The sequence below is a fragment of the Pseudomonas vranovensis DSM 16006 genome, assembly GCF_000425805.1.
In the GTDB taxonomy this organism is placed as follows: domain Bacteria; phylum Pseudomonadota; class Gammaproteobacteria; order Pseudomonadales; family Pseudomonadaceae; genus Aquipseudomonas; species Aquipseudomonas vranovensis.
This window is the reverse complement of the sequence record NZ_KE384457.1, coordinates 193,484-209,111: the sequence shown is the minus strand read 5'-3', so window position 1 is coordinate 209,111 and position 15,628 is coordinate 193,484. Positions and strand designations below refer to the sequence as shown.

The window sequence follows — 15,628 nt, the reverse complement described above, 5'->3', positions numbered from 1 at the left end:
GCCCTGCCACTGAGCTCTCTCCGATCTTATCCATAAAAATTTACACCCTTTACAAACCGCACATGAACACCAGTAAACATATTTAAAGCAGAGCTGCGCACCCACAACACAAATCTAATATTGCGCGACCAGCACAGCCTCTTACCCTTATGCTGCGGGAAGTTCACAACAACGCACACCTTCGTTAAAAACCATTTCAGAACTTCCAACAACCATGCAGCCACTCACAAAGACATTTTTCCGCACATGGCCGACAAAGTGCTTTCAGCACAATACCATGGGGCTGACATTTACCCACGACGGCGTTCAAATCACCACGTGAGCAGCTGAGTTTCATTCAATTAAAAACCTCAGCATTTCAACATTAAAAATCCAACATCTACATTTATAAATTTTCAGACACCAAAGAACCGGCTATTGCTCATCCTGAATCTTAAATCTATTTATTCACATAAATACAAACCATAACTTTACATTCAACTCAGCACCAACCCTCCCCAAGCAGAGGCCATATTCATGAGAAAAATCCTTGTCACCGGCGGCGCTGGCTATATCGGGTCTCACACATGCGTCGAGCTATTGGAAGCCGGACATGAAATCATCATATATGATAATTTCTCAAACAGTTCTCCACTCGCAATAAAAAGAATAGAAGAAATCACAGGAAAAGCTATAAACTTCGTAAGCGGCGACATCCTTGACCAAAAAACACTCGAACAAACCATTCACCTTTACAACTGCGACACTGTGATTCACTTTGCTGGACTTAAATCAGTTGGCGAGTCTACCAGCGACCCAATTAGTTATTATGAAAATAACGTCGCAGGAACCTTATCATTACTTAAAGCAATGAAGAGCTTGAATGTAAAAAACATAGTATTCAGCTCATCCGCAACCGTCTACGGCCAACCTCAATTTCTGCCGCTTACCGAAACACACCCCCTGTCCACTACCAACCCCTACGGAAACTCGAAGCTAGTAATCGAAAATATTCTTCGTGACGTTTTCGCTTCATCCCCAGACTGGAGCATTACGATTTTGAGGTATTTCAACCCTGCTGGAGCCCACTCCAGCGGGTTGATTGGGGAAGACCCTCTGGACACACCAAATAATTTAATGCCTTATGTTGCGCAAGTAGCAATCGGAAAACTTAAAGAGTTAACAGTTTTTGGAAATGACTATGACACACCAGATGGAACTGGCGTGAGAGATTATATCCACGTAACAGATCTGGCGCGAGGTCACCTTAAAGCTATTGAACAAATAGGGGAGTCGCAATGCTTGGAAATCAACCTAGGTACAGGCGTTGGGTATAGCGTTATCGACATCGTCAATGCTTTTAAAAAAGCCTCTAACAAAGAAGTTCCTTTTAAATTCGCTCCTCGCCGAAAAGGTGATGTGGCTACTTGCTTCGCAAACCCTAACTATGCAAAACAAACTCTAGGCTGGGAAGCCACTCTAGGGATTGACGACATGTGCAAGGACCACTGGAAATGGCAGGAAACCAATCCAAACGGATACAACCCTGCTGAATAAAAACGCCTTAAAACCCTCAAATGAATTTCTGAATCTAACTTGACTGCAGACTTAATTTAAATGATTTCTATCACATCAACTGTAAAGGTTTCCAACTCCGCCCCTTTTGTACTATTCGGCGGCGTCAACGTCCTCGAGTCCTTGGACCTGGCCTTAACCGCTTGCGCCGAGTACGTGCGCGTCACCGAAAAGCTGGGCATTCCTTACGTATTCAAAGCCAGCTTCGATAAAGCCAACCGCTCTTCCATCCACTCCTACCGTGGCCCGGGCATGGAAGAAGGCCTGCGTATTTTCGAGAAAGTGAAGGCCGAGTTCGGCGTACCGGTGATTACCGACGTCCACGAAATCTATCAAGCTGCTCCTGTTGCCGAAGTATGCGACGTACTGCAGTTGCCTGCATTCCTGGCCCGTCAAACCGACCTGGTCATGGCTCTGGCCAAAACCGGTAAGCCGGTCAACATCAAGAAGCCTCAGTTCCTGAGCCCGTCACAAGTGCAGAACATCGTGCACAAGTTCAAGGAAGCCGGTAACGACCAGCTGATCCTGTGCGACCGCGGTACCTGCCTGGGTTACGACAACCTGGTGGTAGACATGCTCGGTTTTGGCGTGATGAAGCGCACCTGCGACAACTTGCCAATCATTTTCGACGTGACCCACGCCCTGCAACAACGCGACCCATCGGGCGCTGCGTCCGGTGGCCGTCGTGAGCAAGTGGTCGAACTGGCCCGTGCCGGTATGGGTGTTGGCCTGGCCGGCCTGTTCCTGGAGGCCCACCCGAACCCGGACCAAGCCAAGTGCGACGGCCCAAGCGCCCTGCCGCTGGATCAACTGGAACCATTCCTGGCGCAGATCAAGGCTCTGGATGATCTGGTCAAGTCGTTCCCACCGCTGAACATTGCCTGAAGCTGCGTCTGTTAAAGCAAGGATTGTGAACATGGCAAGCACAGAACAACGGGTCGCTATTGTCATTCCCGCCCGCTATGGCTCCACTCGCCTCCCCGGCAAGCCGTTGGCCGATATCGCCGGCAAGCCGATGGTGCAGCACGTGTACGAGCGTGCCCTGCAGGTCGCCAATGCCCAGGTAGTAGTCGTTGCCACCGATGACGAGCGCGTCGCACAAGCCGTGCGTGCGTTCGGTGGCGAATGTGTAATGACCTCACCAGACCACCCCTCCGGTACCGACCGCCTGGCTGAAGTCATGGCTCAGGTCGACGCGGATATTTACATCAACCTGCAAGGTGATGAGCCACTGGTACGCCCGGCAGATATCGAAGCACTGGCTGCCGGCATGCTCGCCGATACCAGCGTGAAGGTTGGCACCTTGTGCCACTCGATCGACAGCCATGAAGCCGGTAATCCCAACACGGTGAAAGTGGTGCTGGCGAACAACGGCAATGCGTTGTACTTCAGCCGCTCGCCAATCCCTTACCCGCGCGACGGTGACGTGGCGAACTACCTCAAGCATGTTGGCGTCTACGGTTATCGCCGCGATGTATTGGCCGACTACAGCGGCTTGCCGCAGCCGATGCTTGAACATGCAGAGAAGCTTGAGCAACTGCGCCTTATGGCCGCCGGCTACTGCATTCGCGCCTATCTGGTCGAACCAACCGGGCCGGGTGTCGATACGCCAGAGTGCCTGGAGCAAGTACGCGCCCTGATGAGCGGGCAACCCCCTGCTCCGAAGCCAACGCTCAATGACGTTCGCCTGGTGATTACCGACGTGGACGGCGTGCTCACCGACGGCGGCATTTACTACGACGCCAGCGGTGAATGCCTTAAGCGCTTCCATGTTCGCGACGGCATGGGCATGCGCCTGCTGGAAGAGAATGGTGTGCGTGTTGCGGTGTTGTCGGGTCGTGATTCGGCGACACTGCGCAAGCGGGTTGCCGATCTGGGCATTACCCTCTGCCAGTTCGGCGTGAAGGACAAGCAAGCTGCCTGCAATCAGTTGATGGCCGAGGCTGGTGTCAGCGCTGCACAAACGGCATGTATTGGTGACGACTGCATCGACCTGCCGGCCTTTGCAGCCTGCGCCCTGTCGTTTGCCGTGGCGGATGCGCCGGTTTACGTCAAAGCAGCAGCCACCCATGTGCTGACTGCCGCAGGTGGCACCGGTGCCTTCCGTGAAGTGGCGGATGCCATTCTGGTTGCGCAAGGCAAGGATGCGGTGCTGGGCACCGCTTCAGGCTATGCGCAGGTAATGGCGAAAATGGCGCAATAACCAAGCAAAGAAAACGGGGCCTTCAGGCCCCGTTCTTCTTTAAGCGTAACGCCGCTTGATCAGTCGAAGATCTCGACCACACCCACAACCGCATTGTCATGGTCGGTCACAGCCAAAGCGCGGATCTTGTTGTCCCGCATATAGGCTTCAGCTTCCGACAATTGCGCATCCGACTTGATGGTGTGCGGATTGGCAGTCATGAAGTGAGCCACGGTGGTATGAATGATCCCTTCATTTTCGAGCAGCGCACGACGCAGGTCGCCGTCCGTGACGATACCGACCAGCTTGTTCTCGTCCATGACCACGGTCAGGCCCATGCGGCATTGAGTCATGACCATCAGGCAGTCATGGAAGCTGGTGGCCGGCGTAACGACCGGTGCGGGCGTATGCATGACGTCGCTGACGCGGGTCAGCAGTTTGCGGCCCAGGCTGCCGCCGGGGTGGTACCGGGCGAAGTCCATCGGCTTGAACTGCATGGCTTCGATCAGGGCCACGGCCAGTGCATCGCCCATGGCCATGGTCGCCAGGGTGGAGGTGGTCGGTGCCAGGTTGTTCGGGCACACTTCGCGCTCGACGGAAATGTCCAGCCAGATGTCGGCGTGCTTGGCCAGTGTCGAATTACCATTGCCTGTCATGGCGATGAACTTGTTGCCGAAGGACTTGAGGCTCGGAATCAGTTTGATCAGCTCTTCAGTCTCGCCGCTGTAGCTGATCAGAATCAGCACATCGATCGGCTTGAGCATGCCCAGGTCGCCATGGAAGGCTTCGGCCGGGTGCAGGAAGAAGCTGGGGGTACCAGTGGATGCAAAGGTAGCAACCATTTTTTGCCCGATCAGGCCGGATTTACCCATGCCGCAGACCACGGTGCGTCCCTGGCAACCGAGGATCAGCTCAACAGCCTGCTGGAATTCGCCATTCAAGCGATCAGCCAGCTGGGTAACCGCCTGGGCTTGAGCGATAAGGGCTTCTTTAGCAATTGCAAGGTGGTTCATTTTTGACTTTCGTCCCTGAAAAACAACATGGTTTCGAGGGCGGAATTTTAAGGATTTTGCAACATTTAGAAAAGTGCATTTACACCTGTGTTGGCAATTTAGACAATTTTATGTGCGCGCCGACCCACAGCTGCGCGCTTCTCGGTAAACTTTTCGTTGTGCCTGTGGGCTGTATGGCTCAGCATATTGTTACCAAAACCGCTACAAATCGGACAAACGGCAGTTGCCTAAGTTGAAGTTCATGAATACGGATCTACACCCCCTGCAAGGCTGCAGAACGCTTTATCGCTGGCAACAAGGCCGACTGGAACACCACCTACGCGCGCTGATGCCCCAATGGGGTGAACTGCCACTGGCTATCACCAGCCAGGACCTGGACTCCAACGCCTCATTCGTCAACTACGTACGCCACCACCAGCTTCTTGACCCCTGCACGGGCCAGACGGTTGAGCTGGTAGAAAAATCGATTCGCAAGGTTGCTTTTATCGGCAGCCAAGAAGCGCGCTTCCACCGCGCCCAAGGCATGCTCAGCGGCAGCGAACACTTTCACTACCCCGCCTGCCTGGGGGTTATTGAAACCCCCGGCGAAAGCCTGATTTTCACCGAGTTCGTACGCGGTAAACCGCCACGCATGCAGGCCATCGCCAAACAGCTGGCACTGGGCATTGTCGAGCTTGAAAGCTTGAGCCATCGCTATTTGTGCAAGCAGCCCCTGCACAAGGCTCCACTGCTATGGACCATGGACTTCTTCCGGCCGTGGTTCCTGTTGCGTCCACGCTTCAACTTTGCCCGCTGCCTGCCCGAACTCGAGCGCCTGGCGCAGAGCGATGAGCATTTCACGGGCCTGGCAGACAAGTTCAAGGCCTTCACTCCCTTGCTCTCCCGCCTTCAAGCTGCAGCCAAGCGCAGCCCCCGCTGCATCAGCCACATGGATTACCTGCGCAAGAACCTGTTCGTCGACAACGGCAAGCTGCAGCTGATCGACTGGAGCGAAGTCAAGGTCGGGCGCGTGGGCTTTGATGGCGGCGCCTACCTGGGCAGCTTGTTCCGTCGCAATGACATGAAAGTATTCCTCGCAGCCCAGCAGGAATTCATCGAGGCCTACCGTGCAGCCTTGCCCCCGTGCTTTGACACCGACGAGGCCATACGCAACCTGAACTACATATTCCTGCTGACTGCGCTGTACCACTGCCTGCGCCCGGAAACCATCGAGGAGTACCAGGCAAAGCAACGCATGGCGGTGCTGCGGGAGAAGTACGATTACTTGCTCAGCCTGCTTTGAGCAGTGTGAGGGTGGGGCAGCTGGGGTGAATCTAAGATCTGTCGGAAATTTCGCTTTTTTTGTACGAAATGTCCGTCATCCATTTGTTAATTTGTATTAACATCCGCGCGACATAATTTTCCCGATAGCCACCCTATCGGTTCTGCCGTGCGCAGCCACACACTCAAATGGATTTTCGCTCCACGTTTATGGATGACGCTTTTCCTCGCCCGCGCTTGTTGATCCTGTCCAAAGGTGCTCAACGCATTACCACGCTGCCCTCGCTGCTGCCCGATTTCGCGCTGCATAACGGCACTGTGGCCGATGCAGAGCAGGCCGAGCAGATCATGGCCTGGGGGCGCAAACCCAGCGCGCACAAGGCGATGGCCATCGCGGCGAAAAACAGCAAGCCCATCCTGACCCTGGAAGACGGGTTTCTGCGCTCCGTAGGCCTGGGTGCCGATGACCCACCGCTGTCGCTGATCGTCGATGACGTGGGTATTTACTACGATGCCAGCGCTCCTTCGCGCCTGGAACAGCTGATCGCCGCCCCCCTGACTGCCAGTGAAAGTGAACGCGCCCTGGCGCTGCAACAGCTATGGCAGCAACAGCGGGTATCCAAGTACAACGACGCCCGGATCGAGCCTCTCGATCTGCCAGACGACTGCGTACTGGTCGCCGACCAGACCTTCGGTGATGCCTCGCTGCAAGGCGCTGGCCCGGACGACTTCATGGCGATGCTTGGTGCAGCCCTGGAGCGCTACCCCACCAGTACGGTCCTGCTCAAGGTTCATCCGGATGTCGTTGCCGGCCGCAAGCAGGGGCATTTCGACCTGAAGGCACTGGCCCACCCTCGTGTGCAGGTGCTGTCGCGCAATGTTCACCCGGCCGAGCTGCTGCCGCGCATGCGCGCCGTGTACGTGATGACCTCACAACTGGGCTTCGATGCGCTGCTGTGGAGCGTACCTGTGCATACCTGGGGCATGCCTTTCTATGCCGGCTGGGGCTTGACCCATGACCGCCTTCCGGCACCGTCCCGACGCATGCCGGCAAGCCTTGCACAGTTGATTCATGCAAGCCTTGTGGGCTACCCCCGCTATGTTTGCCCCGAACGCGGCCAGCCTTGCAGCCCGGAAGTGCTGATCAACTGGCTCGGCTTGCAACGGCGCCGTCGCAGCATGCTGCCGACCACGGTGCAGATGCTTGGCTTCAGTCGCTGGAAAGAACCACTGGTGAAGCTGTTCTTCGACGGTACGGCCATTCGTTTCGTCAAACCAGAGCATCCACTTACCGACAGGCATCCAGTGGTGTCCTGGGGCTGCAAGCACGACGCCGACCTCAGTGCGCACCCTCACCCGGTCCACCGCGTCGAAGATGGCTTCCTGCGCTCGGTAGGCCTGGGCGCAGGCAAGGCTCGCCCCTTGTCCTGGGTGGTCGACGACCTGGGTATCTACTACGACGCCACACGCCCCTCGCGCCTGGAACATATCCTGCGTACCGAGCCCTTCGAGCCGGCGCTGGTTGATCGAGCAAAAGCACTGCGCCTGGCCATCTGCCAGGCAGGCATCACCAAATACAACCTGCCCGGCAGTACCTGGCAGCGCCCCGCAAACGTACAACGGGTGATCCTGGTGACCGGCCAGGTGGAAGGCGACGCTTCGATCCGCTTCGGCGCCCTTCGAATCCGCAGCAACCTGCAACTGTTGCAGGCCGTGCGCAAGGACAACCCCGATGCCTGGGTGCTGTACAAGCCGCACCCGGAAGTACTGGCGGGCACCCGGGCGCGGGGCGATGACGAAGCCCAGACGGTGCATTGGTGCGATGAGGTCATTGGCGACACACCGCTGCAACAGTTGCTCGATACCGTCGACGAGGTGCATGTGCTGACGTCCCAGTCCGGCTTCGAAGCCTTGCTGCGCGGCGTGCCAGTCACCACCTACGGCCAGCCGTTCTACGCCGGCTGGGGATTGACCCTCGACCGCGGCCTGCACGACGACGTGCAAGCCCGACGCGCACGGCAACTGAGCCTCGATGAGCTGGTAGCCGGCACGCTGCTGCTCTACCCCACCTACGTCAGCCGCATCACCAATCGCTTCACCACCGCCGAACAGGCTCTTTACGAATTACAGCATTGGCACACGTTACCGCAGCCCGGAGCAACATCCAGATGGCAAGACTTGATTCAGCGCTTGAGCAGTTTATTGGGCTTGAAACGCCTGAGAAGCTGAAGGCGCGAGCAACGCTTCGCCCTCTAGCACCTCATCCGCGCAACAGCTTTCTGTTTCTACAGGGTGTCAGCTCGCCGTTTTTCAGTCGGCTGGCCAAGGCCCTGCGGGCCATCGACCAGTGCGTGAACAGCATCAGTTTCAATGTCGGTGATGTGCTGTACAGCGCAGGCTCGCGCACCGCTTATTCGGCCAGCCCCGATGGTCTGGAGGCCTTTTACAGCGAGCGCTTTCGCCAACTGGACGTCACTGACCTGGTGCTGTTCGGCGACTGCCGCCCGGTGCATCGCCCAGCGGTGGCCCTGGCGCGTCGCCTGGGCATCCGTGTGCATGTATTCGAGGAAGGGTATTTTCGGCCCTACTGGATCACCCTGGAGCGCGACGGCGTAAACAACAATTCGCTGCTGCCACGGGACCCCGACTGGTACCGCGACGTCGGCAAGCACATTGTCCGTTACGGCAATGGCAATGCATTCAAGCTGTCGTTTGTGTCTCGGGCCGCCCACGATGTGCTTTATCACAGCGGCGGGGCGCTGAACAAAGTGTGCTTCCCCCACTACCGCACCCATGCGCCGTACAGCGCGGCCATGGAGTACGCCGGGTTTATCCGCCAAGGTCTTCGCTTACTGTTTGCCACGCGCCGCGCCAATCAGCTGGTAGACGAAGTGGCTCGCGAACACCGTCCGACGTTCCTGTTGCCGCTGCAACTGGACAGCGATGCCCAGATCAAGGACCACTCGCCGTTCGCCAATATGTTTGAAGTGATCGACCATGTGATTGCCTCGTTCGCCGCGCACGCACCCACGGCGGCACGCCTGCTGGTGAAGAACCACCCGCTGAGCCCGGGCCTGGTCGACTACCAGCGCATCACCCAGGCGCTGGCCAAGCAGTACGGTGTCAGTGACCGGGTCGACTTCCTGGCCACCGGGCACATGCCGACGCTGCTCTCGCACATTGCCGGGATGATTACCGTCAACAGCACCGCAGGTGCATCGGCACTGCTGCACAAGCGCCCGACCTTCGCCCTGGCCAACCCGATCTACGCCATGCCGGGGCTCACCCAGCAAGGCAGCCTGGACGACTTCTGGCAGCATCCTGAAGCGCCAGACATGGCGTTGTTCCACCACTTTCGCAACACCGTCATCCACACCACGCAGGTCAACGGCGGCTTCTACACCCGCTGCGGCATCGACATGGCCGTGAGCAACTGCCTGGACGTGCTGATGGCGAAAACTTCAAGAATCGAAAACTACCTATGACGCACCACTCTTCACCCCGCTGCATCCTTATCACGGGTGCCACCGGCGGCATCGGTGGCGCGCTGGCGCCGGCCTATGCCGCGCCAGGCGTGACCTTGATTCTGCAAGGCCGCCGCCTGGACCGCCTGGAAGAAATGGCCAATGAATGCCGTGCCCTGGGCGCCTGCGTGTTGCTCGAGGCGCTGGACGTACGCGACCTGGACGCGCTACGCGCCATGGTGCGCCGGGTCAGCGATGCCGAGCAGCCCGACCTGGTACTGGTCGGTGCCGGCCTCAACACGGCGGTGGGCAGCAACGGTGAAGCCGAGTGCTGGGATGAAAGCCGCGCCCTGCTAGAAGTGAACGTGATGGCGGCCCTGGCCACGGTGGAAGCGGCCTTGCCGGCCATGCGTGCCCGCGGCCACGGGCAGATCGCCCTGTTCAGCTCGTTGGCGGGCTGGCGCGGCTTGCCGGTAACGCCAACCTACAGTGCCAGCAAGGCGGCAATCCGGGTGTATGGCGAAGCCATGCGCGACTGGCTGGCGCCGCAGGGCGTGAAGTTGAACGTGATTATCCCCGGCTACGTCGAATCGAAAATGTGCTTCGAAATGCCCGGCCCCAAACCGTTCCTGTGGACCGCCGAAAAAGCCGCCCGGCGCATCAAGCGCGGGTTGGCCGCGGACCAGGCACGCATCAGTTTTCCGTTCCCACTGAATTTCGGTACCTGGCTGCTGGGGGTAATCCCGCAGCGCCTTTCTTCGTTCATCCTGCGTGGTCTGAATTACAGTGATTGAGTTGTCCATCCTGCAGGTCGGCGTTATCGGCCTGCTGCTCACCGTGCTGGTCGAGCGCCTGCTGGTCCCTCGCCCGAATCTGCGCCGCCCGTTGAGTTGCTGGCTGCTGCACAGCGGCTTGTGGTGCGCGTGCCTGGCGTTACTGTACGGCCTGACCGCCCGCCCGCTGTTCAGTGGCGTCAACGTGCTGTTGTTGTGGTTGTTGATTGTGATGGTCAGCAACGCCAAGTACCACTCGTTGCGCGAGCCGTTTGTGTGCGCCGACTTCGAATACTTCAGCGATGCGGTGCGCTTTCCGCGGCTGTACCTGCCGTTCTTTGGCTTCGGCAAGGCAGCGCTGCTGGCCCTGGGGTTTGTAGCTTACCTGTGGGCCGGGCTGACGTTCGAGGCGCCTGTGCCGGGTGGCCCTATCGAGGCGTTCTGGCTGGGGCTGGGTAGTTTGCTGCTGCTGAAGCTTGGCCATCGTCGCCAGGTGCCGAGCTTCGATGCCGAGGCGGACGTAAAACGCTGGGGCTTGGCTGCCAGTTTGTGGCGCTACTACTGGGCAGCCCGCACGCCGGTTGACCGCGCAGCATTGGGCTCGGCGTTCGACACCCCTGCTCACGGGCCCGTTGCCGCGCCCCTCCCCGACCTGGTGTCGGTGCAGAGCGAATCGTTTTTCGATGTGCGCGACCTGTGGCCTGGCGTGAAAACCCAGGTGCTGAGCGAGTACGACCGCCTTGCCGGTGAGGCCCTGGCCCGTGGCAAGCTGCAGGTCGCCGCCTGGGGTGCCAATACCGTGCGTACCGAATTCGCTTACCTGACTGGCATCGCCAGCGATCGCCTTGGCGTACACCGTTTCAACCCCTACCGGGTACTGGCGCGCCAGGGCTTGCCGAGCATTGCTGCGCACCTCAAGGCCAAGGGCTATCGCACGGTCTGCATTCACCCGTACAACGGCAGCTTCTACGGTCGCAACAAGGTGCTGCCGGCGCTGGGTTTCGATGAATTCATCGACGTACGCAGCTTTGACAGCACGCAAAAAGCCGGCCCCTTCATTGGCGATTGTGCCGTGGCCGACAAGATTCGCGAACTGCTTCAAGACCCGACGCGCAAGCAGCCGCTGTTCATCCACGCCATTACCATGGAAAACCATGGTCCGCTTCACCTTGAACAGGTCGAGGCCGACGAACTTCTCAACTGGTTCGACCGTCCGTTGCTCACCGGCATGAATGACCTGGCGCCCTATGTGCGCCATATCGCCAACGCCGACCGCATGCTCGGTAAACTGCGTGACACCTTGCTCGCACACCCGAACGAAGCACTGCTGTGCTTCTTCGGCGACCACGTGCCGATCCTGCCGAATGTCTACCAGGCCATTGGCGCGCCGGCGGGCGATACCGATTACCTGATCTGGTCCAACCGCTCCCGGCCCGGCGCGCATCCAAGCCCTATTCGGGTCGAGGCGTTGTCCAGCCGCCTGGTCGATTGCGCACACCACCAACGCGCGCGCGCCGCTGTCGTTGGCGTGGCCTGAGTCGTGGTGACGATCGTGCTGGGGTCAAGCCTTGCGCCGGCGCAAACTGCCGATCCTGCCTTGCAGCGGGTGGTGACCCAGGGGCGCGGCTCGTTGGCATTCATCCTGGGCAACACGGCCTGCCGCCAGCGCCTGCTCGGCACCTGCATCAACTGGGACCGGGTATTGCTGGCCATGGAACAAGGCCAGGCACTGGGGTATGTGGCTTTCAAGCATCACTTGCGTGGCCCCTTTGCCCTGCGCGTGCAGCCGTTTGTCCAGGAATTTGGCAGGATTCAAGGCTGGGTCCGCTTCGCCGCATTCTGCCTCAGTGAATACCGAGAATGGCGCTACTCGTTTCTGCTGTATGGATTGCGCGTGAACAAACCGGCACGTAACCGTGGCATCGGCTCTGCACTGGTGCAAGCCTGCTGCGCGCAGGCTGCAGCGGACGGCTTCAAGGACGTGTTTCTCGAAGTGCCGTTGAACAACGACCGTGCGCGGGCGCTTTACCTGCACAACGGCTTTCGCCTGTTGCGCAAGCGCTGGGTTCCCTTCCCGCCCGTGCGCAGCATGCACCGGCTCGCGGAGCCAGCCTTGTGAGCGAGCTGAAGGTCGACCTGCAGCCGCTGGTGAATGGCCCAGGCTGGATTGGCGTGATGTCCCAGTGGGTGGCCTGGAAAGTGCTGCACCTGCCGCAGTTTCTCGGCCCCGAAGGCCCACCCTGTTGGTTGTGGCGACGCGGGCGCAAGGCCCCCAACGGCCTGAAGGCCATCGCCGGCATCGGCTACAAGGACTCCTCGGCCCAGGCCCGAGTACTGTGCAAGCGCTGGGGGTTGCCCTACATCGCCATCGAAGACGGTTTTCTGCGCTCGTCTTCACTGGGTGTCGAAGGCGACACACCGATGTCGCTGGTGGTCGACCCGGTGGGCATCCACTACCTCGCTGATCGCCCCTCGTTACTGGAGAACATCCTCCAGGCGCCAGACGCGCTCACCCCTGCCGAACTGAACAGTGCCCGCCAGCTTATTGCGCTGATGCGCAGCAGCGGCATCGGCAAATACAACAATGCCCCGGACCTGGACCCGACAGATCCATTGGGGCGCGAGCGGCCACTGGTACTGGTGGTAGACCAGACAGCAGGCGACTACTCGATTCCCGGCGGCGGCCTGACCGAGGCCGACTACGTTCACATGCTCGATGCCGCCCTGGCGGAAAACCCCGATGCCGAAGTGCGCGTGCGCATCCATCCCGACTGCGTGGGCGGGCACAAGCCCAGTTGCCTGCTGGCCGCTGCCACCGCGCGGGGCGTCGCCCTGGAAGCCCGGCCAGTGTCGTGGGCATCCCTGGCACGCCGTGCCCGGCGGGTGTATATCGGCACCAGCCAGGCCGGGCTTGAAGCGTTGATTCAGGGAGTACCGGTGACCTGTTTTGGCCTGCCGTTCTACGCAGGCTGGGGCCTGACCGACGACCGCATGCCGATCCCGAGGCGAACGGCGCGGCCCGACCTGGTGCAACTGGTGGCGGCTGCCTATGTCCGCTACTGCCGTTATGTCGATCCGCTGACCGGGCAACTCACCGATGCACTCACCGTAGCCCGGCAACTGGCCCGAAAAAAAGCCCAGGACGCCGAGTTTGCCGGCAGCATCACCGTGCTCGGGGTCAAGCGTCACAAGCAACACAACATCCGGCGTTTTTTCAGCAGCCGCTGGGGTCACCTGACCTTCGCCGAAGACAGTCCGACCCTGGTGGCCGATGTCGCGGCCAGGCAGGGCAAGGTGATGGTGTGGGCCGCACGCGAACCCGCAGACCTCAAGGCACGTGCCGTCGCGCTCAATGTGCCGGTATGGCGCATCGAAGATGGTTTCTTGCGTTCCAATGGCCTGGGGGCCCTGAACGCACCGGCGCTGTCGCTGGTGCTCGACCGCAGTGGCATGCACTTCGATGCCAGCACCCCCTGCGACCTGGAGACCTGGCTCGAACAGATGGACTTCGACGCCGACGCCCTGGCCGAAGCCGCCCGCCTGCGCGAACGTATCGTTGCCCAGGGTGCCAGCAAGTACAACCTCAAGAGCACTGTTGATAACCAGGTTCGCGCCCGCCCCGGCCAACGCCGGATCCTGGTACCCGGCCAGGTGGAGGACGATGCCTCGCTGCGCTGCAGTGGCGGCGCCCTGCACGACAACCTTGAACTGCTCACCCATGTTCGGGCCAATGCCCCGGATGCCTGGATCGTCTACAAGCCGCACCCGGATGTAGAAGCGGGGAAACGCCGGGGCAACGCCCCCTCCGATGACCTGCTCGGACTGGCCGACCAAGTACTGCCGGGGGCTGACATCGCCAGCCTGTACGACCAGGTCGACGAGGTGCATACCCTCAGTTCCACCTCAGGCTTCGAAGCCCTGTTGCGCGGGCTGAAGGTCGTCACCCACGGCACACCGTTCTACGCCGGCTGGGGCTTGACCCATGACCACCAGCCTTTTGCGCGCCGCACCCGGCGCCTGACCCTGGACCAGTTGGTAGCCGGCGCCCTGTTGCGCTATGCGCGCTATGCCGACCCCCAGCACGCTTTGCCCTGCGATGCCTGGCATGCCCTGACATGCCTGTCGAACCGTCGCCCGCAGCCCCTGGCGCAGCACCCGCGCCTGCTACCGCTGCTCAATTACACCCGGACCATGCTCGGCTACGGCCGTACAGCGGTCCCACTGAAGGATTAGACCATGCCTGCATCACTGAAGGATCTGGGCCGTTATGCGGCGCTGCCCTGGCATTGCCTGCAACTGCTGACCCACGCCAAGTCGTTCGAGAACAACCCTGTGCTGGGCAGCGCCCGGCTCAATGCCCTGGGCCTGCACGTGCAGCGTCGTCAACTGGCCATGGGGATGGCGGCGATGCGTCGCCGTGCGCTGGCGCCAAGGTTGGAAGCGGGTGAGCTGGCACACTTTGAGGAGCAGGGCTTTTTCGTCCGTGAAAACGCCTTGCCTGCCGAGCAGTTCGCCGCCTTGCGGGCCGAGCTTGGCAACCTGCGCAGCACCGGTTGGGAGATGCGCCAGGGCAAGGCCGTGACCCGACGCGTGAGCCTTGATCTGGATGTGCTGGAGAAGAACCCGGCCAGCGCCGCGTTCGTGGCCGACCGCAGCGTGCGCGACTTGATCGCCTATGCATCGTCCAACACTGGCGGCATCACGTACCAGTTGCAGTCGATCGTGATCGACGGCGTCAATGCCGAGCAGGACCCGCAAACCCGCCTGCATGCCGACACCTTCCATCCGACGGCCAAGGCGTGGTTGTTCCTGGATGACGTGGAAGATGACCAGGGACCGTTCAGCTACGTGCCGGGCTCTCATCGCCTGACACCGGAGCGCCTGGCCTGGGAATACCGCCAGAGCCTGAATGCCGCGCGCTCGCCGGAGCAGATGCACCGCGAGGGATCGTTCCGGATTCACGAGCATGAACTGGCCGGGCTTGGCCTGCCCATGCCGCGACGTTTTTCGGTGCCGGCCAATACGCTGGTGGTGGCGGATACATCGGGCTTCCATGCCCGTTGCCCGAGCTTGCGCCCGAGCCACCGGGTGGAAATTTACGCGAGCCTGCGGCGCAACCCGTTCATCCCTTGGCGCGGCGCCCACCTGTTCGCCCTGCCGTGGATTGCCAACCATCACATGCGATGGGACATTCGCCTGAAGCGATTGATGGGATTCGACAAGCGCAGCCACTGGCGTTTTATCGAAGCGCTGAACGCTTACGAAAAGCCGTACATCTGACCTTCGCGGCCGAGCGCAGACTGTCGCCAGCGGTTACGCCGGTAATCTGTAGCCGCTGCCGAGGCACGAGGCTGCGATCGACTGCGCAGCAGTCGCCTGGTA

At 60.0% G+C, this 15,628-nt stretch carries 12 protein-coding genes; 11 read left to right on the top strand and 1 reads right to left on the bottom strand.

Going from position 1 to position 15,628, the window contains the following annotated elements:
- Positions 1-516: 516 nt before the first annotated feature.
- The 3 genes from galE to kdsB are packed head-to-tail and all read left to right on the top strand — an operon-like array spanning position 517 to position 3,757.
- Positions 517-1,536: a UDP-glucose 4-epimerase GalE gene (galE, locus tag H621_RS28320; protein ID WP_084168038.1), complete on the top strand. Its 1,020-nt coding sequence runs from the start codon at positions 517-519 to the stop codon at positions 1,534-1,536.
- A gap of 60 nt (positions 1,537-1,596) precedes the next feature.
- Positions 1,597-2,439, top strand: a complete 843-nt coding sequence (kdsA, locus tag H621_RS0124815; RefSeq protein ID WP_028945964.1) for a 3-deoxy-8-phosphooctulonate synthase — start codon at positions 1,597-1,599, stop codon at positions 2,437-2,439.
- A 31-nt stretch (positions 2,440-2,470) separates the two neighbouring features.
- Positions 2,471-3,757, top strand: a complete 1,287-nt coding sequence (kdsB, locus tag H621_RS28315; protein WP_084168037.1) for a 3-deoxy-manno-octulosonate cytidylyltransferase — start codon at positions 2,471-2,473, stop codon at positions 3,755-3,757.
- A gap of 59 nt (positions 3,758-3,816) precedes the next feature.
- Here kdsB and H621_RS0124800 read toward each other — a convergent pair whose 3' ends face one another.
- On the bottom strand, positions 3,817-4,749 hold the full coding sequence (locus H621_RS0124800; RefSeq protein ID WP_028945963.1) for a KpsF/GutQ family sugar-phosphate isomerase: 933 nt from the start codon (positions 4,747-4,749) through the stop codon (positions 3,817-3,819).
- A 241-nt stretch (positions 4,750-4,990) separates the two neighbouring features.
- Between H621_RS0124800 and H621_RS27540 the strand changes: the two genes are divergently transcribed.
- From H621_RS27540 to H621_RS0124760, 8 genes are all read left to right on the top strand, one after another.
- Positions 4,991-6,031, top strand: coding sequence for a phosphotransferase (locus tag H621_RS27540; protein WP_028945962.1), 1,041 nt, complete (start codon positions 4,991-4,993; stop codon positions 6,029-6,031).
- Positions 6,032-6,219: 188 nt separating this feature from the next.
- On the top strand, positions 6,220-8,238 hold the full coding sequence (locus H621_RS0124790) for a capsular polysaccharide biosynthesis protein (RefSeq protein ID WP_028945961.1): 2,019 nt from the start codon (positions 6,220-6,222) through the stop codon (positions 8,236-8,238).
- Positions 8,178-9,494 carry a capsule biosynthesis protein gene (locus H621_RS0124785; protein WP_028945960.1) on the top strand — a complete coding sequence of 439 codons (1,317 nt, stop codon included), beginning with the start codon at positions 8,178-8,180 and terminating at the stop codon, positions 9,492-9,494. Before H621_RS0124790 ends, H621_RS0124785 begins: the two co-directional genes overlap by 61 nt.
- A complete protein-coding gene (locus tag H621_RS0124780) occupies positions 9,491-10,267 on the top strand; it encodes an SDR family NAD(P)-dependent oxidoreductase (protein WP_028945959.1) in 777 nt (258 codons plus the stop codon). Before H621_RS0124785 ends, H621_RS0124780 begins: the two co-directional genes overlap by 4 nt.
- Before the next feature lie 7 nt (positions 10,268-10,274).
- Positions 10,275-11,783 (top strand): LTA synthase family protein, encoded by a 1,509-nt coding sequence (locus H621_RS27535; protein ID WP_209420970.1) that lies wholly within the window; start codon positions 10,275-10,277, stop codon positions 11,781-11,783.
- A 3-nt stretch (positions 11,784-11,786) separates the two neighbouring features.
- Positions 11,787-12,365, top strand: a complete 579-nt coding sequence (locus H621_RS0124770; RefSeq protein WP_028945958.1) for a GNAT family N-acetyltransferase — start codon at positions 11,787-11,789, stop codon at positions 12,363-12,365.
- A 56-nt stretch (positions 12,366-12,421) separates the two neighbouring features.
- The gene (locus H621_RS0124765; RefSeq protein ID WP_084168042.1) at positions 12,422-14,479 is read left to right on the top strand and encodes a capsular polysaccharide biosynthesis protein; all 2,058 of its coding nucleotides are present in this window, start codon (positions 12,422-12,424) and stop codon (positions 14,477-14,479) included.
- 3 nt (positions 14,480-14,482) lie between these two features.
- Positions 14,483-15,526 carry a phytanoyl-CoA dioxygenase family protein gene (locus H621_RS0124760; RefSeq protein ID WP_028945956.1) on the top strand — a complete coding sequence of 348 codons (1,044 nt, stop codon included), beginning with the start codon at positions 14,483-14,485 and terminating at the stop codon, positions 15,524-15,526.
- Positions 15,527-15,628: the final 102 nt, after the last annotated feature.